This is a genomic window from Bacillus sp. FSL R7-0672, from assembly GCF_038601465.1.
In the GTDB taxonomy this organism is placed as follows: Bacteria; Bacillota; Bacilli; order Bacillales; family Bacillaceae; genus Bacillus; species Bacillus pumilus.
Genome location: NZ_CP152010.1, coordinates 1,724,984 through 1,750,459, shown reverse-complemented (window position 1 = coordinate 1,750,459; position 25,476 = coordinate 1,724,984). Strand labels below are relative to the sequence as shown.

Annotated in this window: 28 protein-coding genes and 2 pseudogenes; 7 read left to right on the top strand and 23 right to left on the bottom strand. The window is 37.1% G+C overall.

Annotated features, from left to right (window positions below):
• Positions 1-395: 395 nt before the first annotated feature.
• Together MKY18_RS08645 and MKY18_RS08640 are read right to left on the bottom strand one after the other, a co-directional pair.
• Positions 396-1,508: a tetratricopeptide repeat protein gene (locus MKY18_RS08645; protein WP_065097344.1), complete on the bottom strand. Its 1,113-nt coding sequence runs from the start codon at positions 1,506-1,508 to the stop codon at positions 396-398.
• A gap of 171 nt (positions 1,509-1,679) precedes the next feature.
• Positions 1,680-2,072: a hypothetical protein gene (locus MKY18_RS08640; protein WP_254110837.1), complete on the bottom strand. Its 393-nt coding sequence runs from the start codon at positions 2,070-2,072 to the stop codon at positions 1,680-1,682.
• Between MKY18_RS08640 and MKY18_RS08635 the strand changes: the two genes are divergently transcribed.
• Entirely contained in the window at positions 2,071-2,949 is an 879-nt protein-coding gene (locus MKY18_RS08635) for a DUF4573 domain-containing protein (RefSeq protein ID WP_342497826.1), read from the top strand. The two genes, MKY18_RS08640 and MKY18_RS08635, sit on opposite strands and share 2 nt — an antisense overlap.
• Here MKY18_RS08635 and MKY18_RS08630 read toward each other — a convergent pair.
• Positions 2,933-3,277 (bottom strand): S-Ena type endospore appendage, encoded by a 345-nt coding sequence (locus tag MKY18_RS08630; RefSeq protein WP_044141644.1) that lies wholly within the window; start codon positions 3,275-3,277, stop codon positions 2,933-2,935. The two genes, MKY18_RS08635 and MKY18_RS08630, sit on opposite strands and share 17 nt — an antisense overlap.
• Positions 3,278-3,351: 74 nt before the next feature.
• Positions 3,352-4,005, bottom strand: a complete 654-nt coding sequence (locus MKY18_RS08625; RefSeq protein WP_065097342.1) for a CotZ-related putative spore coat protein — start codon at positions 4,003-4,005, stop codon at positions 3,352-3,354.
• 445 nt (positions 4,006-4,450) lie between these two features.
• Between MKY18_RS08625 and MKY18_RS08620 the strand changes: the two genes are divergently transcribed.
• Positions 4,451-4,696 carry a hypothetical protein gene (locus MKY18_RS08620; RefSeq protein ID WP_034660753.1) on the top strand — a complete coding sequence of 82 codons (246 nt, stop codon included), beginning with the start codon at positions 4,451-4,453 and terminating at the stop codon, positions 4,694-4,696.
• A 482-nt stretch (positions 4,697-5,178) separates the two neighbouring features.
• Complete coding sequence (locus MKY18_RS08615) at positions 5,179-5,550, top strand: iron chaperone (protein ID WP_003212353.1); 372 nt, start codon at positions 5,179-5,181, stop codon at positions 5,548-5,550.
• A gap of 52 nt (positions 5,551-5,602) precedes the next feature.
• Here the strand turns inward: MKY18_RS08615 and MKY18_RS08610 are convergent, their stop codons facing one another.
• Both MKY18_RS08610 and MKY18_RS08605 read right to left on the bottom strand, forming a co-directional pair.
• On the bottom strand, positions 5,603-6,184 hold the full coding sequence (locus tag MKY18_RS08610) for an undecaprenyl-diphosphatase (protein ID WP_044141646.1): 582 nt from the start codon (positions 6,182-6,184) through the stop codon (positions 5,603-5,605).
• A gap of 138 nt (positions 6,185-6,322) precedes the next feature.
• Positions 6,323-6,865 (bottom strand): GNAT family N-acetyltransferase, encoded by a 543-nt coding sequence (locus MKY18_RS08605; RefSeq protein ID WP_268454554.1) that lies wholly within the window; start codon positions 6,863-6,865, stop codon positions 6,323-6,325.
• A gap of 200 nt (positions 6,866-7,065) precedes the next feature.
• Between MKY18_RS08605 and MKY18_RS08600 the strand changes: the two genes are divergently transcribed.
• Complete coding sequence (locus MKY18_RS08600) at positions 7,066-7,527, top strand: macro domain-containing protein (protein ID WP_185108853.1); 462 nt, start codon at positions 7,066-7,068, stop codon at positions 7,525-7,527.
• 271 nt (positions 7,528-7,798) lie between these two features.
• Here the strand turns inward: MKY18_RS08600 and MKY18_RS08595 are convergent, their stop codons facing one another.
• Complete coding sequence (locus MKY18_RS08595) at positions 7,799-8,272, bottom strand: antitoxin YezG family protein (protein WP_106067610.1); 474 nt, start codon at positions 8,270-8,272, stop codon at positions 7,799-7,801.
• Positions 8,269-10,194, bottom strand: a complete 1,926-nt coding sequence (locus tag MKY18_RS08590) for a T7SS effector LXG polymorphic toxin (protein WP_185108855.1) — start codon at positions 10,192-10,194, stop codon at positions 8,269-8,271. The genes MKY18_RS08595 and MKY18_RS08590 overlap by 4 nt, the downstream gene beginning before the upstream one ends.
• Before the next feature lie 474 nt (positions 10,195-10,668).
• Between MKY18_RS08590 and MKY18_RS08585 the strand changes: the two genes are divergently transcribed.
• Both MKY18_RS08585 and MKY18_RS08580 read left to right on the top strand, forming a co-directional pair.
• Positions 10,669-12,363, top strand: coding sequence for an AAA family ATPase (locus MKY18_RS08585; RefSeq protein WP_106067612.1), 1,695 nt, complete (start codon positions 10,669-10,671; stop codon positions 12,361-12,363).
• A gap of 19 nt (positions 12,364-12,382) precedes the next feature.
• Positions 12,383-13,240, top strand: a complete 858-nt coding sequence (locus tag MKY18_RS08580; protein ID WP_106067613.1) for a DNA adenine methylase — start codon at positions 12,383-12,385, stop codon at positions 13,238-13,240.
• A gap of 564 nt (positions 13,241-13,804) precedes the next feature.
• On the opposite strand, the gene MKY18_RS08575 is transcribed toward MKY18_RS08580, so the two are convergent.
• From MKY18_RS08575 to MKY18_RS08525, 11 genes and pseudogenes are all read right to left on the bottom strand, one after another.
• Positions 13,805-14,955, bottom strand: a protein-coding gene (locus tag MKY18_RS08575; protein ID WP_185108217.1) for an IS3 family transposase whose coding sequence is annotated in 2 segments (ribosomal slippage) — positions 13,805-14,682 and positions 14,682-14,955 — 1,152 coding nt in all. Because the reading frame shifts where the segments join, the coding sequence is not laid out codon by codon here.
• A gap of 138 nt (positions 14,956-15,093) precedes the next feature.
• Positions 15,094-15,801 (bottom strand): IS3 family transposase, encoded by a 708-nt coding sequence (locus MKY18_RS08570; RefSeq protein ID WP_106067762.1) that lies wholly within the window; start codon positions 15,799-15,801, stop codon positions 15,094-15,096.
• A 136-nt stretch (positions 15,802-15,937) separates the two neighbouring features.
• Positions 15,938-16,255 (bottom strand): hypothetical protein, encoded by a 318-nt coding sequence (locus MKY18_RS08565; RefSeq protein ID WP_106067763.1) that lies wholly within the window; start codon positions 16,253-16,255, stop codon positions 15,938-15,940.
• Positions 16,256-16,718: 463 nt separating this feature from the next.
• Positions 16,719-16,874: a hypothetical protein gene (locus MKY18_RS08560; protein ID WP_185107320.1), complete on the bottom strand. Its 156-nt coding sequence runs from the start codon at positions 16,872-16,874 to the stop codon at positions 16,719-16,721.
• 506 nt (positions 16,875-17,380) lie between these two features.
• Positions 17,381-17,970 (bottom strand): annotated as a pseudogene (locus MKY18_RS08555) (phage portal protein); the annotation flags it as partial.
• Entirely contained in the window at positions 17,970-19,268 is a 1,299-nt protein-coding gene (locus tag MKY18_RS08550) for a PBSX family phage terminase large subunit (RefSeq protein ID WP_185107343.1), read from the bottom strand. The pseudogene MKY18_RS08555 and the gene MKY18_RS08550, both read right to left, overlap by 1 nt.
• Positions 19,269-19,276: 8 nt before the next feature.
• The gene (gene terS / locus MKY18_RS08545) at positions 19,277-20,152 is read right to left on the bottom strand and encodes a phage terminase small subunit (RefSeq protein ID WP_185107318.1); all 876 of its coding nucleotides are present in this window, start codon (positions 20,150-20,152) and stop codon (positions 19,277-19,279) included.
• A 46-nt stretch (positions 20,153-20,198) separates the two neighbouring features.
• Complete coding sequence (locus tag MKY18_RS08540) at positions 20,199-21,191, bottom strand: hypothetical protein (RefSeq protein ID WP_106067766.1); 993 nt, start codon at positions 21,189-21,191, stop codon at positions 20,199-20,201.
• 299 nt (positions 21,192-21,490) lie between these two features.
• Positions 21,491-21,901, bottom strand: a complete 411-nt coding sequence (locus MKY18_RS08535; protein ID WP_142936309.1) for a hypothetical protein — start codon at positions 21,899-21,901, stop codon at positions 21,491-21,493.
• Positions 21,902-22,026: 125 nt separating this feature from the next.
• Complete coding sequence (locus MKY18_RS08530; RefSeq protein ID WP_106067768.1) at positions 22,027-22,371, bottom strand: structural protein; 345 nt, start codon at positions 22,369-22,371, stop codon at positions 22,027-22,029.
• 89 nt (positions 22,372-22,460) lie between these two features.
• On the bottom strand, positions 22,461-22,643 hold the full coding sequence (locus tag MKY18_RS08525; protein WP_106067769.1) for a hypothetical protein: 183 nt from the start codon (positions 22,641-22,643) through the stop codon (positions 22,461-22,463).
• Between the two features lie 83 nt (positions 22,644-22,726).
• Here MKY18_RS08525 and MKY18_RS08520 point away from each other — a divergent pair, with 83 nt between their 5' ends.
• A complete protein-coding gene (locus tag MKY18_RS08520) occupies positions 22,727-22,921 on the top strand; it encodes a hypothetical protein (protein ID WP_185107316.1) in 195 nt (64 codons plus the stop codon).
• A 307-nt stretch (positions 22,922-23,228) separates the two neighbouring features.
• Here the strand turns inward: MKY18_RS08520 and MKY18_RS08515 are convergent, their stop codons facing one another.
• The 4 genes and pseudogenes from MKY18_RS08515 to MKY18_RS08500 form a co-directional block, all read right to left on the bottom strand.
• Positions 23,229-23,504 (bottom strand): DUF3986 family protein, encoded by a 276-nt coding sequence (locus MKY18_RS08515; protein ID WP_106067770.1) that lies wholly within the window; start codon positions 23,502-23,504, stop codon positions 23,229-23,231.
• A gap of 14 nt (positions 23,505-23,518) precedes the next feature.
• Positions 23,519-24,100 (bottom strand): hypothetical protein, encoded by a 582-nt coding sequence (locus MKY18_RS08510; protein WP_065097335.1) that lies wholly within the window; start codon positions 24,098-24,100, stop codon positions 23,519-23,521.
• A gap of 15 nt (positions 24,101-24,115) precedes the next feature.
• On the bottom strand, positions 24,116-25,000 hold the full coding sequence (locus MKY18_RS08505; protein WP_185107313.1) for a S8 family serine peptidase: 885 nt from the start codon (positions 24,998-25,000) through the stop codon (positions 24,116-24,118).
• 80 nt (positions 25,001-25,080) lie between these two features.
• Positions 25,081-25,460: pseudogene (locus tag MKY18_RS08500) on the bottom strand (ArpU family phage packaging/lysis transcriptional regulator).
• Between the last annotated feature and the right edge of the window lie 16 nt (positions 25,461-25,476).

Genomic DNA, 25,476 nt, shown 5'->3' with positions numbered 1-25,476 from the left:
TCACACTTTTTCTTTCAATTCTATGTACAATAGACCAATCTGATAAAATTTGAATGAAAAGTCCTGCAAAAAATTAAATTAAGCAAAGAAAGGTGACCTTTTTAACTTGTTGCTCTGCCCTATGTTTATTTAGAATAATGGGGCAGGTAACAAATTTGCACACCCCCTTTGTTGCGAATTCTTCTTATTAAACGCTCTTGTAGCGTTTAATAAGAAGAGCCTATTTAAACAAAAAACCCTTGCTGACGATCATCAACAAGGGCGAGATATGGATTAGTGATTAACCACCAATGATTTTTTCTGCTACTTCGAATGAACCCGCAACGTTTTGAGTTAGAACAGACGCAGCGATAGCTAAACCTACAACGAATAATACTTTTAATCCTGTTTTCATCTTAAATCAACCCCATTCTTTTCATATGTAAATCCGCTTCTAAACTTTTGTTCAAGTAAAAAACAGACTTCTCAAAAAGTGCTTGCTTTTCACAATATTTTGCCGCAAAATGTGAAAGCTCTTTTACTTCATGATATTCATTCTTCTCTTCTAACTTTCTTAATTTCTCATCAACTTGCTGAAATCTTTGTGGCGCATTCGTTAAGTAAAGATCATGTACGATGCCTATTTTGAGCTGAAACACTTCATGAGAAGCATCTTTTATTTTGGCATATGCAGCCTCTATATATTGGCTTGCACGCTGCTTTTCACCAATCACACAGAGTTCCCGGCTGATCAGATACGTAGAATGGAAAAAGAAATCTGAATCATAATACTCTTGATGGGACAGCGCTTTTTCAAGATGACGTATTGATTCTTTCGGTTTGTTCCAAAATGAATATAAAATAGCCACATTGTGGTGATGTTGAGCAAGCATAAAATCATCCTGCTCGCTTGTCAAAACCTCTTCCGCCAGACGATAATTCTCAAGAGCCTCTTCGTACCGGCCGATCTCTGTTAGATTCGCTGCAACGAGTGAGTATGAAAGTGCCGTTCTTCTTTCATACTGTTTGTGACGTTTATAGACGTGGAGGGCTTTGCGAATATAGCTTAATGAGAGCATAATATGACTAAGACGATAGTAAAGCCAAGCCACCTTAAAATCAAAATCAGCTCGTTCTATCTCACTTGGAATTTTATCTAAGAGCTTTTCAGCACTTTGATACATTTGCAATGCAACCTCGTAATTCCCTTGATGCTGCTCATACACACCCTCATAAAAATCGAAATAATAGGCAAGGCGGTTAGATAAGTCATCCTCTTTTTTCCCGTGAAGACCTTCTATACTTTTCGTTGAAACACTGCCCTTTTGACCTCTTAAATTGTACATGAGAATGTGATGCCTCTTTTCAAGAAGAGAATAGTACATAAGGATGTCCGCATCGTCAATTTCCTCTACTGCTTGTTTCGCTTTAGCAAATAGCCGTTCTGCCTCATCTGCATGATCTTTTTTGATTTCCATGTTCCAGTCATTTAATAGTGATGCCAATTCCGCAACAGGAACTTTGCTCATTCTACACCCCCAATCACCTTCAGCTACATGACATGATTTCACTAAATATGGAACTTCTATTAGCAATTGCTAATTAGTCCATTTGAGATCATTTTAATATGAATCACTTGAATCTTCAATAACCGTTTCCTTTGAAAAAATGAAAAAAGCCCTTTTTGGGGGCTTTTTTCATTATTCTAATCGTATGATGGTAAGTGCCGCTCCAACAGACCCTCCCCCAAGTAACACCACTGTTGCGACTAAACCGAAAATTTGGAGAGAAATTTGGTTACCTGCTGCAAGTGTTGTAATGAGAGATACGTTGTAGGTAGATACTGATAAAGCGGGTGTTAATATAGAACCAGGAATGGCAGATCCGCTGTTAATCAGCCTTGTTCCAGCAAGCAGCGCTGCACTTGTGTTCACTTGATATGTGATGAAATAGCGACCTGAGACAGGCACTGTAAAAATCGTATTTCCACCACTTGCCGTAAAGCCATCTAAACTCTGATTATTAGGCAAAGAAACCGCTGCCCCGCCTAAGACAACAAGCACTGTACTTCCCGACGTATTAGACGCGTACATTGAGTTAGCGGTTACAATTGGGCCGGTTGGGCCGGTTGATCCGGTCAGGCCGGTTACTCCCGTTGGACCTGTTATTCCGGTTGCGCCGGTTACTCCAGTTGAGCCTGATGAACCTGTTACTCCGGTCGGGCCTGTTACACCCGTTGGGCCCGTTGATCCGGTCAGGCCGGTTACGCCCGTTGGACCCGTTGACCCGGTTGCGCCGGTTACTCCAGTTGAGCCCGTTGGACCTGTTGATCCGGTCAGGCCGGTTACACCTGTTGGGCCCGTTGGACCTGTTGATCCGGTCAGGCCGGTTACGCCCGTTGGACCCGTTGACCCGGTTGCGCCGGTTACTCCAGTTGAGCCCGTTGGACCTGTTGATCCGGTCAGGCCGGTTACACCTGTTGGGCCCGTTGACCCGGTTGCGCCGGTTACTCCAGTTGAGCCCGTTGATCCGGTCGGGCCGGTTACGCCCGTTGGACCCGTTGACCCGGTTGCGCCGGTTACTCCAGTTGGGCCTGATGAACCTGTTACTCCGGTCGGGCCTGTTACACCCGTTGGGCCCGTTGATCCGGTCAGGCCGGTTACGCCCGTTGGACCCGTTGACCCTGTTGGACCCGTTAGTCCGGTTGCGCCGGTTACTCCAGTTGGGCCTGATGAACCTGTTACTCCGGTCGGGCCTGTTACACCCGTTGGGCCCGTTGATCCGGTCAGGCCGGTTACGCCCGTTGGACCCGTTGACCCGGTTGCGCCGGTTACTCCAGTTGAGCCCGTTGATCCGGTCGGGCCGGTCGGACCCATTATTCCTCCACACATATTAAGCTGGGCACACATGCCTCTCACTTCTTTCAAACTGTGGAATCTTCAAGACATACACACTAATACTGATAATTGAGAGAAAAAGAAACGACAATACTTCCAGTCGAGGTCCCACCAGTAGCTACAATCCCAATGGAGTTAAGATCACTTAGCGTAATGGATCGACTCTCTCCTGGGGGTACAGTGAAATCTGGAACAGCCGCACCGTTGACCTCTAATGTCACAGTTGGAGCTACAGCCACGATTCCGTTGTTTTCCACCATAATGGTCCCGTTTATGACAAATGGTGTTCCATCCGTCCAGACGATAACTGGATCCGCTGCTGCTGCTAAATCGACTGTGAAGCATACCGCATCATTCACAAAACCTGTTTGCTCATTACTACACCCGCCTAAAATAGCCATTTTAACCCTCCTTTAACCTATTCTTGATAGACTATGATCTAGTGATCTACGAAGATTGTGCGATTACCCCAGACTCAAAGCCTTATTTTTTTCCTTTGTACCATGTTCAATTGAATATCTAAGCGTGCTTGCACCTTTTCAGCGGTTTGATGATTTAAAATCAACATCATATCTTTTACAGTAATCGATCGACTTTCTCCTTTTTGAACACATATATCATGACATGCTTTTTTCGTTTGAATCGTGATAGAAACTGGCACATCTTGATCATCACGATGATGCAAAACCACTGTTGCTGCATTTGGTAATTTTGTTCCATTCCGCCAGATTTCAACCGCACTGGGCGATGTTGAAAAATCAAGAAGGAGGTGGTGAGGCTCTATGTTCTTTAAAATGAACGCATCATAGACTGGCAATTCTGTTTCAATCATTCCGCATAAAAAAGAAAGATCAACAAGGATCTTTGAACTGGATCGATATAAAACTTTCTGACAGCACGTCGATCGCATGCAGCACGGAACAAGAAGCTCTAACACCACACAATTCTGTTCTTCATTGATGGAAATCAAAGAAAAATAGCAAGTCTTAAACACACTTCTTTCAAAGAACACCCATGAGTAGAAAGGTTCCCCATCTTCCATGATGAGCAAAAAAGGAGAACTTATTGAACGTTTGTGAGTAAAGCCTTCATTTTTTGTTTGATTATTGATCTCTTTCAGTTTACTCATCAACAGGTTTGTCACTTTCCATCAGCCCAATTCAATGCTGTATACAAATCCATATGGTCTTTTATCATATGTGTCTTTGACTATTTTGTGCAATTCGCCTAAAGATTAGGGACTGGAAAAGTCACCAGGGAACTAACCGCAAAATGTACTGAACGAAAAGTTACTTAGAAGTTGTCATTTTCCTATTGAATCTTGGGATATTACGCCGGTTTTCTGTCATGCTCCGCCAAAAACGATGCCAGCTATTCCTAAATAAAAAGCCAAATTAATACGCCTATAAAGGAGTTAAAGGTTATTCATAAATTGTGAAAATGATCACCTTATAAAAATAGGTAAATTTAAGGTATTTTTACAAATTTCGACACAAAACACTCTTTCTCTTTGATACTATTGAATCAACCTATTTACAAATAATAGGTAAATTACTATTAAGGAGTTGTTTTGTTTGAAAAAATCAACATTAAAAAAAGCTGTATTATCTATCGCCTTTTCAGCAACCATGTTATTTTCTATGAATACTGCAAGTGCTGCTCCGTTAGAGTGGGTCAGAGATGCTTATCCTGATCAGTGGGACTACGTATTAATTAAACAAAATGGGGTCAGTTACACTCAAGTTTGGACAAGTAGCAACAGTTATTTCCTTGTGAAATGCGAAGTATTATCTAACGGAAAATGCTTTGTTTCAAAATAAAACTTTCACAAAACGACTTCCAATTTCGGGGTCGTTTTTTACTATAAACGGGAGCTTTATATAAAACCTCATTGAGAGCGTAAGATAGGTTTAGGTAAGGCTTTTTTAAACATGTATACAATCTTTCACTCATACTGATTTCATTTTTTATCTTTTAATGGTTAGTTTGAAGATCATCTCTTCCTTTTGATTTTTCTTTACAATACCCCTATTAGCATTTTACTATATATCATATGGTCAATTAACTTCCGCGCCTCAGTAGCTCTAGAAGGGAAGAGCGCCGTAAAACAAATTGTAGCTGGCGGGTCGCAAGGCAAGGGTTTCAGAAGCACCGAAAAGCACACTAGCTGAGACAGGCGAAATTCCTGTTGGTGAAATTCCGTAGGGAAGCGTGTTGCCCCTAGCCTATGCTTACGAAAGGAGTGCGGGTTCGAATCCCGTCTGAGGCTTATGAGGTCGATGAAATTGGAGGATAAAACATCATGCATGTGTTTGAAGAATATGTTGGCAATATCGGTAATCCAGAGCTGAAGCAGCGCACGCAAGACATTTTACAATGGATATTAGACACATTCCCTCAATTAGAGCCAAAAATTGCTTGGAATCAGCCCATGTTCACAGACCATGGCACATTTATTATTGGGTTTAGCGTGGCAAAACATCACATTTCTGTCGCACCAGAAGGTAAAGGAATTGATCACTTTTCAGCTGACATTGTACAAGCGGGTTACGATCATGGAAAAAAGATGTTTCGCATGAAGGAAAGCTTGCCAGTTGATTATCCTCTCCTAAAGAAAATCATCGAATTTAATATCGAAGACAAGGCGGATTGTTCAACGTTTTGGCGAAAATAAAAAGTACCCCGATCTGAGCCATTAACAGATCGGGGCATTTTGCTGCAACATGTTATTTTGTTCTCTTCCTTACAATTTTCTGCTCAAGCCACTCATAACATGACAAAATGGCATTCACGCTCCTTTGGCATATCGGCAAATAGACAACAGCGACCGCTGTTAAACTCGCTATGACAGCACCTGCTAAGACATCAAATGGATAATGGACACCTACCCAAATCCTTGAAAAACCAACAGCGCACGCTATGATCAGCCAATAAACATGGCGTTTGTGAAAAAGCCAAAAGATCAGACATACAGAAAAAATAAAGATGGTATGATCACTCGGAAAAGAGTTATTCACTTCCTTTTGAATCAAAAGATTGACATGACTCATTTCGGCAAAGGGCTGCTGGTTGTAATAAAAAATTCCTGCGATTTTCCCCATTAACTCTGCCAATATGAAAGTAAGTCCGGCAGATACAACCATCCCCCTATTGGTTCTACTTCGATTTTGAAACCATATGAACAGACACGTGAGCGCTGCTAACAGCACAGTATATTCAGCTAGTCCAATGAATATCGGATTCAAATAACCATGATCGATACTGAGCTGATTCACCCACCTAAATAAATCTTCATTATATCCCTGCATCTCATTTCATTCCTTTTCCTCGATTTATGACAAGGATAATTGAAATAAGATGACTCTTCCATCGATTGAACGAACAAACCATGGAACCATATGACATGTTTGTCACTTTGCTGTCACTGACATCATTTACTTACTGCTCTATAGAGAATGACGCTGCTCCCATTCCTTTTTTAGTAAAGCATATTGGTACGTGTTTTCATATTTAGGGGTGCCATCCTCATATGTAGTAAATGAAATAAACTCAAGAAAAAGGCCTTCTCTCCGCATGCCTAATCGCTCACATAATGCCTGCGAACGGACATTATCATCTTCTACATAGGCATAAAGCCGCCTTGCTCCCTTTTCTACAAATAAATAGGACAAAAATGCTTCAGCACTCTCTCGTGCATACCCCTTTCCTTCATATGCTTCATTGAAATTCCAGCCGATTGAATACGTATCAGGCTCCTCTTTTAAATGAAACAACTCACCGATAATCTGCCCACTTTCTTTCAAACAAACCGCTACATATGAATGATCTTTTTTTCTCTTTTGCACTATAGCCAAAGCTTCTTCTAATGAAGAAATTCGATCAGCGAGAAAACAATTTACTCTTGGATTAGACAAGTACTCAAGCATCCCTGTCGCATCTTCATTGCAAAACAGTCTAAGAATTAAACGATTCGTTTCTAATTGATTCATAAATAACTCCTCTTTGCATCATTTCGTATTTTCTAGTCTCTCCATATTTTAGATGACATGAGCAAGCTTTGACAATCAAGTTGTTGTAAACTGTCTTCAATAAATGAAACTCATAAAAAGCATTTTGCTATTAAATCATTTGATTAAAACTGATAAAATAGAACATAAGTTTCTATTTTATTAAAAAGGGGTTACACGATATGATCAAAACAGTGGATGGCAACATTTTAGAGGCAAGTGAAGACATCATCTGTCACCAGGTGAACTGTAAAGGGGTCATGGGTGCTGGATTAGCCAAACAAATCAAAAGCAAATATCCCAATGTGCACAAAGAGTATAAACAATTATGTACAGAACATGGAGATGACTTGTTAAGCTCCGTTCAACTCATCACAACTAATGACGGAAAAACAATTGCCAACTTATTTGCTCAAACTGGATATGGAAGAAAAAGAATGCAAACGGATTACGATGCCTTACGTAGCTGCTTACAAAGCCTAAAAGACACAGTAACCCATTCACATGAAAAGAAAAACCATACTTCCATCGCCATTCCCTACGGGATCGGCTGCGGACTGGCGGGCGGCGATTGGGCGATTGTTGAAGAGATGATGGAAGAAGTACTGGGTGATTGTGAAGTGACGGTTTATCGGTTTAAATAAAGTGAAAAGAAAGATTTAATTAGAAAAGAATATTGTGTTTTTCGATATTTTTGCTTTCGTGAATCGGTTTCTTTGACATGCTAATCAATACACAGTTGATTCCATATGTATTGATTTTTATTTTATTGCTAAGTGTGTCTGTTTTGTTATTGATTAATAGGGGGCATTATTGAATAAGAGCACCATTTCTGCTTGGAATGATGCTCTCAATATGTTCTCTAGTCTTTATTTCTTTAATCTATCAAAACGAATTTTATAACATCTCTAAAAGTTACTCCAATGTAGAAAGGTATTTTTCTAAATGTTTTTTTCCAGAGTTGCTTTTAGGTATAATACCTAGATGATTATATTTCCAAATAGTTTTTCTTTCATGAGGGTTTGTATTCAAAAGGTCATCATAATTAAATTCTATATTAAAATGCCCCGTTTCATCAAATATCATTGTGAAGTTTGTCCAAGGTTTTTGACCATTTTGTTCAAACTCTGTCTTAAGTTCTTGGATACAGTCAACTAATTGATGCCATCTTTCTTTGTATTCAAGTTCACTCACTTCAAAAAGTTCAGTGATCTCATGACTATATATCAGTTTGCTCTCATTTTCTTTAGATGAAAAATAAAAGTAAACAGTTTGAGAACCTTCAACTACCTCCCCATATAAATACACCTTTCCCCATTCAATTGGTATTGTTCCCACTACAACATCAACTATCTCTTTATATAAATGTTCTATTTTTTCTTCATTCATTGTTTTTTACCTCCATACACATTGTCGAACCTTTTGATTTCCCATTCATCATCACCGATTTTATATTTAATATCAAAAGTTTCTGGGCGTAGAGAATCCGCTTTATAGTTAGGGGTAATCTTCACTTTAACTTCATCACCATTTTGAAGAGCATCAGCCCAAGTATTTTCAAGCTTTTTCCACTCCCCTTTGTTTAAATTCCCATTCATCGGCACAAGATTGTCTATATCGCCAGATCCTTTGAAAATAGATGCAATTAAATGACCACCATCGTCATCTAGTAATCTGTCAGGCTTTCCTGAATTGGATTGGGCGTATTGGTTTCTTTTGACCTCTCCGTATTTTAAATCACTTGCTTCGACTTTGACAATCCTTCCGTAGTGGTCGGTTGTGTAGGTGTACCCTTGCTTTGTTGAATAAACGACATTTGGTTTTAATACTTTTTTACGTTTCCATCTTACATAGTGATCTCCGTAACTGACAACAGCCGGTGATGATTTAGGTGCTGGTAATCGTCTGCCTGTCTGAGAGATTCCGTAGCCTGAATTGTTGTCGAGTCGCTTTGCCATGGAGAGGAGTTTATTTTTGAGATTTTCGCCGTCAAAAACGTTATACGGTAGCTTCGGTCCACCAGCCATTTGAAACTTTGGTGAATATGGCAATAGGCTAGGAATGGAGACTCTGTCGATTGATTTTGCTCCTTGTTCAAGCCCTTTCTTCACTGTTGTTTTCGCCGCTGTTGTTCCTGTTTTTGTAATGGCTCCTGCCCCTTTAGAACCAAAGACGATTTGGGCTAGAGAACCAGTCGCATAGGCGAACCAATGTGATCGAGAATACGCATCACCATCTATGACTTCTTTTTGGAATGAGTCTGAAATCGATTTTCCAATCGCTTTCGATGTTTCAATCGGATGAGAAATAGCTGTCACAACTGATTCTACAGCCCCACCAGGGTCAGCGACAAGATCATATATTCCGATCACTGTGTCTTTTGCTACATCGTATATACCAACTGCTGCGCCTTTTACACCATCAATAAAGACACTTGATGCTTCTTCCTGTGCTTTGATTTGGAGCAGCTGGCTGTAATACATTTTTTGATCGTAAGAAAGATTTTCATATCCAATTTCATCTACAATCTCAAAGTATTTCGCTTCTGATATACACGAAGGATCATTGAGCTTTTCTTTCAATTCTTTGATTCTTCGTTTCTCTTTTTCTTCTTTTTTCACTTTTAAATATGCTTTCACCTGTGCATCGATTTTATCATGATTCTTGTACACATCTGTCTCATGAAATGCCTTTGCATCATAATACATGGGCTGAGCGTTCTTACCTTGTCCTGTAGCAGCCATCATTTTTGAATAAAAAGTTTCAAGATGTTTTTCAATCGCTTCTGACTTTGCGTATTCTGTTTTTAGATCATGGTCTATTTTATGTAATGCCTCAATCGCATCTTTTCTTTCTTCGTTCGCATCATCTAAATGCTCATCTACCTCTTTGCTGGAAAACGTCTGCAATTCAATTAGATCACTGACATCGTCAAAAATAGCCGTAAGGGCTTCTTTTTGTTCCTTAACCATATCTTTATTGTTCTGAATGCCTTGCTTCAATTGAGCGTCTAAGAAGTGCTCATCAATAAATGTACTCCCGCCTAATGATTCATCATCCAGCTTTCCTTTCACCCCATCTAAAAAGGCCTTTTGCATATCGATAAAATCAAGATAAGTGTCTGCGTATAGTGCAAGATCATTATAAAAAGCTTTGATATTATCTGCACCTTTTCCAGTAAACTCATCACCTAATCCCGATACACCTTTTAATGCTTTTTTCACAAGTTTCATCTCTTCATGAAGCTTATGATAGGCCTTTGACCTCTGTTCGACAGCTGATAGTAAAGATGGAGCATCTAATATTTTCATATAAAAAAGACTCCTTTTATGGAATATTCTTTTACTAGAATACCATAAGGAGCCTGACACTTTAATCCACTTTATCGTTTATTAACCAATTATCCTCCAGAGCTCCCTCTTGATGCGACGGTTTGGACATCATCATGTTGAGGTTGAATGAAACCATTTGTAAAGAAAAGTGTACCTAATTCTACCACAGCTATTGATTTATTGATTACGTAACAACTCACTACAGCACTTGTTCTAATAATTCAATTGACAAAATCCCCATTTACCTAAAAATTTTATACATTCTTCCGATATATACCTGTGTACATAAAAATAGGATAAACATAATCAAATTATATTTTGTTAACAGCTAGATTGTGTTGATTTATTATTCTTGAAATAATGAAACTGTTGGAAACTAAACGTTAATGTTAGTATAAACATATTTTTGAATCAATAATTGCTACTTATATTATAAAAATGGAGGGACTATGAATGAAATCAATAAATAAAGTAGAAGCTCTTGAAACAATTAATTTTTCAGGTGCTATATCAAGAAAAGAATTAGGCCTTAGTAATAAAGATATTAAAGTGAAAAAGATCTCAGGAATTAATATCAAAAAGTTCAGGAATATGGGAAAAGATTCTACAATTGACCTTGCAAATAGAATTACCTTAGTATCAGGCCATAATGGAACTATGAAATCAACGTTAATTGGTTTATGTGTTCAACCGTTTAATTCAGATGTAAATGATATATTTGGAAGTCCGCTGAAGACCAATTTCAGGGAGATATTTCGCCTTTCTTCTGAATATGATAAAGAACGCTACGAATACGATGTTTTTATAGAAGATACTGAAGGCTTATCTGTTAAGATTCCCGTTTATACAAAACCAAGGAGTAAATCAGATCCAAATATTCGTATAGTAACTGGCGGGAACACTAAAGGTGACGGAAATTTAATTTTTAATACTAATTATCTTAATTTAAATCGTCTCTATTCAATTCACTCATCTGATGCAATTCCGGTGATTTTAAACTTAACTGATCAAGAAAAAAATTTCATTTCTAAATTTTATAATACAGTTTTAATTAAAGACTCTTATAATTCTATCGAGAGTGTGCAAGGAAAAGGAACTGCTAATGCATCCTCAAAAAAAACCTTTGGACCCAAAAATTCACATTATAATTTTGAATCAATATCATCTGGTGAAGATAATTTAGGTAGAATCGCTATTAGTCTGATTTCATTTATGAGAGCTGCAGAAAAAAACAAAAATAAAGATCTTTATAATGGAATTTTTTGCATTGATGAAATTGAGGCCAGCCTTCATCCCGTTGCACAAATAAATTTGTTTAATTTTTTGTATAAATGGTCTGGTAAATACAAAGTTCAAATATTAGTTAACTCCCACTCCCTACCTCTAATTAGACATGCCATACAGTTAGCACAAAGTGGACAGGAGATTACAACTTACTATTTGTCATCATTATATTCTGAGGATGTTCAAGTTAAACGCAACCACCCTTATGAAAGTATTTATAAAGAACTTACTTTTGACTTTGAATCTAAAGTGAAAATTCCCAAAGTGGATGTATTGTGTGAAGATAAACTAGCAATCAATTTCATAAAGCGATTAGTAACATCACAACAAGTATTAAGAAGAGTAAATTTTATTGTACCAGATGAAAATGAAGGTTTACCTTATAACTTGTTAATTAAGTTATGTCGAAATACTAGTGCATTTATGGCAAGTACCATTATTGTTTTTGATGCGGATGTACCTAACACAGCACTTTCAAAAGTTAAGAAAGATGACAATATAATTCAACTTCCAAACAAAACACTCAAACTTCCTATTGAAAAATTATTTGTCAAGTACTTATTAGATACAGAAAAAAATGATACACTTTTCTTTAGTAAGATTAAAAAGCCTAAAGATCATATTATTTCCACCTTAATTGAAGAAAATATTAACCCTAGCATTATATCTGATATTAATAAATTTAGAGATATTGACACAAAAAGATATAAAAAGTGGTTTTCAAATAATCAGGATATTGTTAATAAAGTATTTAATACTTTTGTGAAACAAGTCGAAGGTCGTGAAGAATTCACAACTCTATTCATAAAAAAAATTAATAAAATTTGCGAGATAAATGGATATCCTTCTGTAGAAATAAACTAATTTTAAAGTAGGTGATTTTTTGCCAAGAGCCACATTAACTCCACTAAGATACCCTGGAGGCAAAGATAAAACTTATAACTATGTAAGACACCTCATTCTTGAAAACAAATTAACTAGTTATATCGAGCCTTTCGCAGGAGGAGCCGCAGTAGCAATAAGACTGTTGATAAATGAAGATGTCGAAAGAATATATATTAATGATGTTGATAAAAGTATTTATTGTTTATGGAAAACAATAATTAACCATCCAGATAGCCTTATAGAAAAAATCAAATTAACCCCTTTAACAATGGATGAATGGTACAAACAGAAGAACATTCAAAAAAATAAAGAGACTGCAGATGACTTATCATTAGCTTTTTCTACACTCTTTTTAAATCGAACAAATCGTTCTGGAATAATCAAAGCTGGTGTCATTGGTGGTAAGAATCAGGACGGTAATGACAAAATGGATTGTCGATTCAATAAAAATGATATTATAAATCGAATAGAGTTAATTGCAGCAAAGGCTTCTAGAATAAAAGTCTACAACTATGATGCGATAGAATTTATTGAAAAAGTCGTTAAGAATACTCGTAGATCTCTAACTTTTTTTGATCCGCCTTATTACGATAAAGGACCAGATTTGTATACCAATTTTTATGGTCATGAAGATCATGTTAAATTAGCAAAAGTAATACAAAAGCAGATGAGGAATCGCTATTGGATCTTAACATACGATATTGCTGAGGAAATTAAAAAGCTTTATTCAAGATACAACTATCAAAAATATTATTTAAATTATTCAATCGCTACACCAACAAAAGGACAAGAATTTATGTTTTTTTCTAGCAAAATCAAGCCAGGTAATTTTAGAGCTCACTTACAGACAGTTTAAACTCTCAAACGATTATTTATAAAGATTTCAATTTCATCTACAACAAACGCCAGCTGCCTCTCAGAAATCTTATAAATATTGAATAGTCTGTACATACTCTTTTATACTGAACTCATACATACCTATAAAAAAGACATTATAGTATTGCAACATTCCTGAAGATTGATGGTTAGAATTCTCTATTTCAGCTAAATGCAACTCGAGTATTTCATTAACTTTCAGATGAATTTCCCTACCGCTATCTTTATTATTTATAACCATTATAAAATGTCTCACTTATTTTTAATGAAATTTTATTGTGGTCTCGAAATCCTTAAATTCTTGTGACTTGTCTTTAAATTCAATCCCTAAATCTTCAAGTGCTTTTTCTTTTGATTGGATTAAAGGTTCTGGGTCAATAATTAGATCAGTTATCCCCCAAGCTTTCTGACCAATTAAGGCTCATATATTCATACTTGTTAGTTGTGTCTCCTTCATTTTGAAATATTAAAAACATCCTCAAAAACAAAACCCCCTTGAAATAGGGGACTGACCCCCGTTTTTGAGACAGGGATCAAAACACCTTTATACAGCCAATTGCCGATAGTTTATCGGTGATTGGTTGTTTAGTTTCGTTTGAATACGGATGTTGTTATAATAATAAATGTATTCTTTGACAGTGCGTTCTACGATGCTGGTCGTAGTGCGGTCAATCCTGTTAAGATAGAACGTTTCAGACTTTAGTGAGGAATGAAACGATTCGATGGAGGCATTATCAGCGGGCGTCCCTTTACGGGACATGCTCATGGTAATGCCTTTTATATGAACAGCTTTCTGATACTCGTAAGATGTATACACAGAACCTTGATCGCTATGTAACACGCAATTCTCAGGCAGTGCTGGGAGCTGATTAAGTGTGTTTAAGATAAAGTCTGTGTCCTGCTTATCACCAATCGTAAAAGCAATCACTTCTCCATTATATAAATCCAATATACTGGAAAGGTACAATTGTTTCTGTCCATAAGGCAAATACGTGATGTCCGTTACTAGTTTTTCAAGAGGGCGATCAGACTGAAAGTTCCGATCCAGTATATTACTGGCCACGGCATAGGGCTGCCCATTCTTCTTACGCTTTTTCATTTTAACCCGGCATTGCCACTGGTTTTTCTGCATGATACGTTGAACAGTTTTATGGTTAATACGCATTCTCCTTTTTAGTATGGCTGTGATTTTTCGATAACCATATCGATATTTGTGCTTTCGGCACAACGTGCCGACCTGTTTCTCTAGTTGTCTTTTAGAATGATTCTGAGTCAGATCCTTTTTCCATCTATAATACGAAGTACGTAAGATGCCTAAATGGACACAGATGTCCTGTACCGTCATCGTTTTGCACAATTCTTCTACCAGTTTGATTGACGTTTCCTTATCAACTTCCTTTCCAATTCGTTGTACTTTTTTAAAACTTCATTCTGTTGACTCAAATAGCGATTTTCTGCCTGCAGTCTCTCTAATTCGGAAGAGTACTCGGGACCCTTTCCATAGGTATATTGTTTTCCAACAGGCTGTTCGAACCGGTGTGTATCCCCAGCCTTATGCCACCTCACCCATGTCTGAACCTGCGTCTTATTCTTGATATTCAATTTCTGCATGATCTCTTTCATAGGTACGCCTGCCAATCTCATTTCTACAGCCTTCTGTTTGACTTCAACCGGATAACTCACTCTTGTCCCCATAGAAAAAACACCTCCATGTTTTATTTCGGATCACAACGATCCATTTTCAAACTTGAAGGTGTTTTTTATTTGTCTCATCTTATGGGGTCAGTTCCATAGACTGACATAGCAGAATGAGACACGAATAAAACACCCTTATTAGGCTGACATGCTACCAAATGTTTTTGGTGCGTGGTAGCCTAATTTTTCTTGGATATGCTCTTCATTATAATACTTGATGTAATGGTCGATTCGTTGTCTGACATCTTTTTCTGATATAGAATTGAATTTTGTAAACATAAATTCCTCTGATTTTAAGCTGGAATGGAATGATTCAATCACTGCGTTATCCCAACAGTTACCTCGTCTAGACATACTGCTTGTAAGGTCCCTTGCCCCCAGCTCCTTTTGATATGCATACAAACTATATACACTTCCTTGATCTGAATGCACAAGTACACCTTTAGGCAAATTCCTTTTCTCTAAAGCTATCCTCAATGTGTCCAATATGAGTGATGTTTGTTGGTGATCATCTAGGGTATAGGCAACAACTTCGTTGTTGTATAAATCCATAATGGTCGAAAGGTAGAGCGTTCTCGGTCCATACTGAATATAAGTAATATCTGTTACCCATTTTAAATTCGGGTGTATTGCGGTGAAGTTCCGATTTAATATATTTGGGGCAATGATGACAGATTCCCCTTGTGATTTCCAATTTCTTTTACGCTTCACACGACATTGAAGATGGTATTTTTGCATGATGCGCTGTACAGTATTTCGGTTTCGTTTGATAGCATATTGATGCTGAAGTAGCTTTCGAATCTTCCGGTGGCCGTACCGGAACGACGTTTCGGTACATAAGGAAATAACAGCCTTCTCGACTTATGATTTTTTACGTATTCCTTCGGATACCCAACGATAATAGGTCGATCTAACGACCTGCAAAATACTTAAGATAGACGTTACTGTATATTTCTTCCGTAGTCTCTCGATCAAATCAAGGCTACTCCCTTTTCAACTCCTCTATGATCTCCAAATACTTTTTTAGAATTTCATTCTCCATCTTAAGGTGTTCAATCTGCCTATTCACTTTTTCCTCTTTTGATACATTGTCAGGTCCATACCCGAAGCTATATTGTTTTCCAATTGGCTGATCGAATCGATGTAACTGATTTTCTCGATACCACTTCATCCATGTTTTAATCTGAGACACATTCTTTATATGATATTTATCCATAATTTGTTGATTGGTAAACTGCCCGCTTAATTTATCTTTCACAACTGCCCATTTTATTTCAGCTGAATATTTGTTTTTTTTCATAAAAAATATCCTCCAGTTTAAGTGTATCACTTGAAGGGTGTTTTTTTATGTCCCATTTGACTAGGTTAGTCTAAAACCATTGGCTCCAAGGGGTTTTCTTTATTAATACTGAGACATATATTGATCGCGTTCCCATGGGTGTACTTGGGTGCGGATTATAACCTATATTGTCTTTATATGTCTTAGTGAATCATCAACGTTGATTTATAGAGATTTTCATCTTAAAAAAATAATACAAAATCATAAAATATTTTTAAATTGTGGGTGATTCGTGGGCATTTTGTGGGTGTTTCCTAAAAGAATGAGAATTCATTATAAACCTAGTTTGATAAAAGATAACAAATCCTTTCTATAAAACAGACCTAAAAGGTCTGTTTTAATTTTATTGCGAAGTCTAATTAGAAACACCGGATAAACCTTCATCTTTAATGAAATTACAGTTCTTGATTTCTTCATATATGCTTCAATCAAGCTTCTCTTCATTTATCCTTTTATTGCTTACACTTTGACAGACAAGATTATCCCGTTTTAACTCCTTGCTCCACCACTTAATTAAATAGTGATAGCAATCATTAAGACGCTCGTCAACTTTCGGCCCTTCAATGATTTTGACTTTCATATCAAATCACCTCCTGCAAGAAAAACGAGTTTACCAGTAGATATAAAAAAGACCTGACTGAATATCAGCCAGGTTCATGAAGGGGTCAATCTTATTCTTATTATAACGAAATCCAAATTGTCAATCAAACATTTGTTCCCACTTTCTTTTTCGAAGTCTCTTTTAATTTTGTCTATCTGTTTAGAGAAGTTGTATTTCGGTCAATCATCGTCGTGTTTCGATCGGTTTTTTGAGGAAATACAGTGGTATTTCGATCAGTTGATTCTTGAGAGTAATTTAGAGAACCCAGGCAAGCAGCACCTACCAATAAAGCGGTGCTAATCAATATCTTCATTTTAATATTCATATAAACACTCTCCTTTTTGGATTTCGGTTTGAGCTTCTATGGCAGTTCTATAATAATCTGCTACCCTCTCCGAATCATTCCTTTTCTCATAGAGATTTGCAAGGCTTAAAGCAAACTCTTCAATATAAGGATACAACTTCTTTTCCTCTAAACCTTAAACCTTGAAGAAAACATTTATAGTGTTGATTTTCTGAACATATTTTCTGAATCTCTTCTTTCGCTTCAATGACTTTACCTGGCCGTTTTCTGTGTATCGGAAATCGACCTCAACAGGATCACCAAGCTTACAGACTCTCAAGTATTGTGCATCCAGATATTCAATTCCTGCAGGCTGCAGGCTTCCCTGTACCATCTCGAAGCACTTCGACAAATCCATTACCTGTTTTTTTCTCGGTCTTCTATCACATAACCAAGGACCACTTCGGCTGACTCATCATAGTTCATATATCTGGCGAACTCTTCAAGCCTTGTCCATTCTTTCTCAGCTGCCTTTTTCTTTCCCTCTGTTGCGTTCTCAGCGTTGAAGTCGAAAGTGTATTCAACTCCCAAGCCGAATCCTAGAATATTCGTTTTATATGTATCTATACATTGTTGAAGAATGGTAGAATACTCGGCTATTTGTTTGAGCTCCTTGATATTGTATGGCGGCTCAATAACGCCATCAGCCTCATAATTAAAGCCATCCTCATGAATTTGTTTGGTCGTTTCAGAAACAGTTGATTTAATCACAGTAGCTTTCACTTTATTCATCAGCGTGACCTCCTTTCTCTGTTCGGGCGTGTCCGCTCTTTTGGTTTCTCTTTCAGATCGGTGACCTCATAATCATCTAGCGCATACCAGATGGCCGACAACGTATGGGGATCAATCTTAAACTCGTCTTCTATGATGTTACCGTTCTTGTCTGTCTTGTATGTGAGCGGCTGAAGCTCATAAATCGTGTTTTTACATGAATCGGAACATATGATTTTCTTGAACCGCTTGATCTTCTTTGTGTACTGCAAACGTGATCCCTGGAACTTATGAGCGGCCACCATGTTGTATCCCATCTTCCTGAAGTATGCGATGGTTTTCGGTTCAGCTGCGTCCGCTTTGATAAGCTCTTTTGTTTTTGCAAATTCGATAAGCTCTTGAACAGTTTCATCATCGGTTGTGCCTTTTTGATAATACTCCCAATAGATGTATAGATATTTCTTCTCATGATCGACGGCCAGTCGAATCAAAGCGTTATATGACTCTACGAAACCAAAGTCCATGCCCGCTTTAAGCAAAGGACGATTAATATTTGAGATGGCCAGCATCACATCTTCATGCGGCTGCACCTCGAATTGAGGAAGAACACGAATTCCGTTAATGCCAAAATGACCTTTTCGGGCTATTCGATAAAGGTCTGGATCGTATTCCTTCAGTTCGTCCAGCTGCTTAATGTAACTGACCGGAAGGAATAAGTTGTCTTCCGCTGTAGAATGATGATAGTACGTATCGTTGATAGCAATGGTTCGCTCTTCGTACAATGTCTCGTCATCCATAATAAAGCGGTTGTTCTGATCGTCTTTAAAGAAGTGACGGTATGTCCAGTTATCCTGCCCGACAGGGTTCGTTGATAGAATCATATGCAGCTGCAACGTTGGATGACGCAAACGACCAAGCAGCTCCTTAAATCCCTCGTACTTAACCTCGGAACATTCCTCAATCCATATGATTGAGATGTTGTTGATCGACTTCAATTTGGCTGGCTTGTCCAAGCCTTTGAAGATGATCCGGCTCCCATTATGGAATTTCAGCATGAGCGGTGATGTCCGGCACTGAATGACATGGTCGAGTCCTAGATCATTCACGATCTCTTCAAATAAAGAAAACGTGGAATCTCTGTGCGTGTCATAGACTTCACGAATCACAAGGGCTGTCCTCTTTTCATCCAGTAACTTTAAGATGAGTTTCAGGGCAATGTGATAGCTTTTAGATGACCCGTAACCACCCACCAAGAACTGAAACTTCTGATCCCAGTCAAAAAGAAAGTCCTCAAAGTGTGGATTGACTTCCTTCTCCATCAGTTGCATCAGCCATCACCTTTTTTCTTTGCTCTCTTAATCGTTATCTGTACAGAGTCATCGACAGGTCGAGCGGTGATTCGCTCCAGTTCTGCCTCTCTCGTTCGGTTTGCAAGATCAAGACCACGCAGCCTCAATTCATGCTCTGACATAGTTTTCATAATGTCGTGTTTCTGCCTAATGGCTTTAAGACGCTTGTCTGTTACTCGCGTCAATGCTTCCTCTATTTCTAGGATGCGATCAATAACAGGTAATTGAGTTTCTTCAACTTCAGTGACTACAAGACGTTCATTGATAATCGGAACGTATTTGACAACACCATTCTCACTTGTGGATGGTGCAACGTCTTTTGTCTTCCTAAGTTGTTGAAGTACACGCCGCTGATTATCGGTTAAACCATTCTCATACTTCATGATCCTGTGCATCATGCGCCGCTCTCGAATACTAAGCTCACGTATGGTCAATTCAATTTGATAGAGCGGATCGGTCTCAATCTGCTCAAAGAATTCCTTTTCTGTGTCGTCCATATAATCAAACATGATAGATTCATATTCACCCGTGCGTAAAGAATTTTTATTTCCTTTTGGAGCTGCGCCGCCCCTATTACCTTTAGCATTTTGGTTACCAGTTGGCGCTTTACCACCTTTGTTTCCTTTGGCGTTTTTGTTCCCTTTAGGTGCGCCGGAACGTAAAGAAGCGCTCCTATTTAATTTAGGAGCGCTCCCTTTGAATTTGTCTTCCCATTTATCGTTCGCTTTCCATTTACGGACTGTGTTGCTTGTCACACCCAACTCATCTGCAATGTCTTTAAGCAAGCGGGTTCCATCGCTTTCTTTCCAAAGACGAAAAGCCTCATCTCTTCTTAGATCGCGCCGTCTAGCCATTACATATCACCCACCTCCGAGCTGCTGAATTAAGTTTGAGTTTGTTTTATTTATTTCGACTTCCTGTAAACGCAATTGATCCCATTCTATCAATAGCTTTTGTAATCAAGTCAGAATCGACTGCTCTAGCCTGTTCTAATACTTGCTGGAAACGAATCGCTGCAGGAAACATTGCATCTCCTTGCTGTCTTTCAATATTACTTACTAAATTTAAAAGTGACTTTGATTGTGGTTCCTTCAAGTTTAGATTACTTATTTCTTGCCTTAATTTTTCAATTGTATTTTTCGACTCTTGTTTCTCTTGATTCAGCTCTGTAAAACGCTCTAATGTTTCTTTAATTGAGTTAACCATTTCATCTGCACTACCAGCCAATCTATTTAACACTAGTAATTGATTAGTTAAGATTTTATCCCCAACATAATAAGGATAACGAAGTTGATGGTCAATCTCACTCCAACCCTCTTCAAAAATTGTGCGAACTTGTATTTCAGCTAAAGTTAGCTCTTTAGTTAAACGACTTTTTATTAAATAGTGCCAAGAACGGTATCCAGCTGAATGTTTTTTTACATTGAATTTCCCTTCTGCTTCTAATTTAGCTTTCTCATCATCATCTATGTCACCCTGTCTAATATAAATTATGACCTTCTCTTCCAAATCCCAATAATTTCTTATCATGTTATCAAGATTTATAGCCTGATCTTTGTATAAATGAAGAACCCTTAGCCCAATTAAATCAGTTATTTTTGACTTGTAATCATCAATATCAAATGAAAACTCGGAGTTGTTAATGCTTTTTCTAATTAATTTCTCAATAAGATGCTCAGGGTCTTTTATTCTCATTCGTACCGTATGAGCATCAGAATGTGTCCTTAAAATATCCGCTATTGTTTTACCTGTATGTTCAAGTAATTCTCTACAAGAAGTATAATCATTAAAAATTGATTTTAATTCACTCCATACTATACCAGTCTCTTTAAACTCCTCTTCATTGATTAAATATTTTTTGAGAAATCTTTCTTTGTCCATTAACTGATGCATTAGTTCTCCCCCATTAGTATTAATAATTAGATTTTGATATTCTTAAATATACTTCAAGAAACTTCTTGTTTCACCATTTTAATGCATAAAGTAAACAAATAACGGATTAATACACTAATGCTCTTCTTTAATTAGATCATAAAGAAAATATATTCAGTCCATATAAACTATGTTTTATTAATCGTACGAGAGTATTGACACTAGGGGTATATTGGAGGATTTTATGTACGGGAATTGTTTTGATATTCATGATGTATTGTATCGCCTCCAATAAAAAAACACATTATCTCCTAAGGCGTTCAGTACTTATCTAATTTAAAACTTCTATCTGGAATTTCATCTAAACATTCTTGTAGTAATCGTTTGTAACCGTTCAATTCTTCTAGTAAAGCCTTATCACGGTAAGTCAGAATGGCCCATACTATAAAAACCATAACAGCACCAAGACATACAGCAATAAATTGATAGCTTATTTCTTTTATATATACAAAAAGACTTTCACTAAATTTTATTTGATTTCCAATAATGAAAGCCAATATTACAAAAAAAGCTGTAAAAACATGATTTAAAGATTTTTTGTTATCTAACATATCCTCAATCCTACCCAAAAGCATTTTAATGTGTTTCCTATCATGTTTCTTAATTTGGTCTTTAAATTTTTCTTGTTCAGAAAACTTAGCACTATGCATATTTTTCCCAAACTGTTGCAAATATAATCTTGCGTCTGTAGCATCATCAAATGACGTTTTACTGTTAGTTTTGTTGAAAAAAAACTCACCTCCTAGACTTATATCGGAGGTGAGTTGAAAATTTCCAGGTATTCAGTGCATTGGTTTTATTTAACGTAAAATTCAGATGTATAGAACGTACCAACAGTTTCAACGTGGTTTCCGTTTTTGTCGTATCGCTCTAAATCTACTTTGAATCGATACGTACCTTTTCTATTACCTAGTGATTCCTTGATGCCGAATTCATCGTACTGTTTCTCTGCTGGGTTAAGCGGGTTAGGTGAATTCGTCTTGATTGTGACCCATTTCCCTGCAACTTTTCGTTGAGGAATAAGATTTGGTCCACAAATGTAATCATTGTGATTCTGAATCGCAACAACCACAACCTTGTCCTTTCCTAAAGTATGATTCGCTTTTTTTGGATTAGCAGATACACCAAATTTTGATGCCATGTTCATCATCTCCTTTTTTGCTTTTGCGCTCCTATCCCACACCAAAGCACCTGCAGCCATACACCCAAAAGACGACTGTTCCCATCAAATCAGCGTTTCCTCCGGATACGTCCGCCTTGTCGTTGGTACGTTTCACGTCTCGTTCCCATGATTTCTTCCCAATATCGCTTTGTTATCGGATCAGCATTGCTCTTCTTCTTTCGATTAGAACCAGGAGCAATGCGCTTTAATTGCTTCGTTGTTTCTACGGATAAAGAATCTCTGATCTTCATGTTCATACTCTCCTTGCCGAATAAGCACCACCTTACGCTATTCGCTTAAATAGATTTTGCAATGATGACTACACTCCGAGAGGATGCCAAGTACAGTCAATCATCAAGTGAAAACTGTCCTCGATACGGCTGCCGCAGACCAGCTGCTATCCAGGCTCAGAATGTTCCTCTCGTATGGCCACATTTCTCAACACCTTTGTTCCGTATCCAGATACGCCATTGATAAAGGAAAGACGCGTCTCCCAATAAAAAAAGCGGACACCAATCAAGGCACGTAAAGTGCTCAATGATCAGCGTCCGCAGGTTCTTCCTTCTGGACAAAATATTCACGTTCATTTTGCTTGTCTCTATCTTACGATGATCCACTTAAGAAAAAAGGTCCCCTTTTTGTCGGCTTTTTCTCTGCAATACAAATAAAAAAGTGCCCATAAACATAGACACTTTGGTTCAATTATTCCCAAAACGCATCGCCTTCAGAATCAATATACTTCTAGAAAAGCTTAAAGACTGCATAACAGTCTTCAAACAGATAAAGATGTCTTCTTCTATATCATTTTATTTATTGTAACGTATCACACAAAAACGCTATGCTTTAATTAAACCATTTTCTTTTAGAAATCGTTCGAATAATGCATCACCTTTATCCTCAATATCTTCATCATCAATATTATACTCTCCAACCAACAAACCAAAATCATCATATTTTTCATATTTTTGTTTAAGTTTTATACCATAGTTTTCTTGATCAAAAAACAATAACCATTTCCCTGAATCTAAACTTTTAAAAAACACACCTTCATAATCTAAATCATTTTCATAATAGCCTACATGCAAATGCATTGTATCGTCTAAGTTAAGCAACGTTGATCTCCCCTTTAGAAAATAACATGATGATCTTTTAGATTAGGTGGAACATGATAATGCAGAACAGCAGGTCTTCCATGTTTTATAGGTGCATAATCTAGTCTGAATAGTGGTTTTTTGGTTTTTTTGCTACGTACCTGTATAATGCGCCCTCCTGATCCAGGGCCATCAATAATATAATTTTGAGGCGCCTTTAATGCTTTCTGCACATATGGTCTAGCTACTTTCCATCCTTTTTGCATTCCCTTTTTTCCAACTTGAGAAATTAATAATCTTAAAGCAGCAGCCACCACCGGTATCCACTGACCAGTTACACTGTCTTCTTTCAATTCAGCATTCTGACTCTGTAACGCTAAAGTTTCTTCTAATTCAATAAATACTGGATCATTCAAAAGAAAGTCAAATTCTTTATTAAAGTTTGATACATCTACATTTGAAACATCTATACCGGTATCCTCGTATACTTGTTCAATCAATTGATCACTAACCACAAATTCACTATCCTGTGAAGTTACGCTCTCAGCATATACTGGAGTCACCGCCGAAAAACATAGAATAAAAGACAGTACTACTAAAATAAGCTTATTCTTCATATAAACCCTTCTTTCTCAAAAAAATTTATCTGTATTCATAACTGAATACCCATTTATTTTATCTAAATTTTTGATTTTTTTCCATATTTTTTTAGAGATTGTGGATTTATTATAAGAAGAATATTCTTCAAAAAAGAGAGCAGCAAGACCTGCCATGTAGGCAGCCGCCATTGAAGTACCACTACTATATAAAAAAGAACCATCTTTTGAATAACTTTTTATATACTGCCCCGGAAGTAACACATTTAATCCATTACCTACAGTTGTCCCTTTCCATATATCACCGTTCATATTTAAAGCTCCTACAGCAATAACACCTTCAAATTTAGCAGGGTAGAGTATCTCGCTCTTTTCTTGTAACCCATAGTTCCCAACCGATGATATTACAACAATATTATTTCTTAAAGCTCTATTTATTACAGATTCCAGTTTTTTAGAATATTTTAAAGTGCCAAATGACATTAGAATAATGTCAACCTTTTCTTCAATACTATAATTCACTGCTTCTATTACATTATTAATATCACCGTTTAAATTGTTATCCAAGGCTTTAATTACATATAAATCGATGTTTGGCGCAACACCAATGTCTTTATTAGTTAAAATTCCAGCTAAATGAGTTCCATGACCATGATTATCTTGATATGATCTTTTGGGATCTAAAACGTTTACCCCCTTCTTAACATTGATCTCCTGCTTAAATGAAACACCTGAATCAATTAATGCTACTTTAACACCTTTTCCAGTTAGTTTTTTCTGGTTATGCAGTTTATTAATTTTTAGATATTCATAGGCCCAATTTTCATTCTTAAATTTTTCAGTTTTGGTTTTATTTACTATTAATGTTATAGATGTCACAGTTAGAATTAATACTACTAGAAGGAGTGTAAGTTTCTTCAAAATCATCGCACCTCTTTTAAACATATTATGAGAAACATGATGTATTTTACCATTATTTTTTTTCAAATACAAAACAGCACTCAGATGATTCCAAGTGCTGTCGAAAGTTTAAACGTAGCTTGCTTTTTCAATTTGTAAAATCGATCTTTCTTTAATCCTAGCTCTTCGCATACCTCAAGATCTTTAACCATTCGTGAAGTAAGGTACTTCGAATAATGTCTTGTTCAATTTTATCCAAGCTGTACTCTAATGCTCTTTCTATTTGCCGCACCTTCAGCTCCGAACAAACATTTTGATCTCTTAATCTTGGGAATAAAGTAAAAACACCATTTTCTTTTTGTTCATTTAAATTCTCTTGTTTAACTTTTAATGCTTTATAAAGCTTCAATTCATTTATTAATGTCTGACGGACCTGCTTTTCATTGACCTCAGGAATAAGGCATAATTGGTTGGTTAACAAATTTATACCCTCTCTC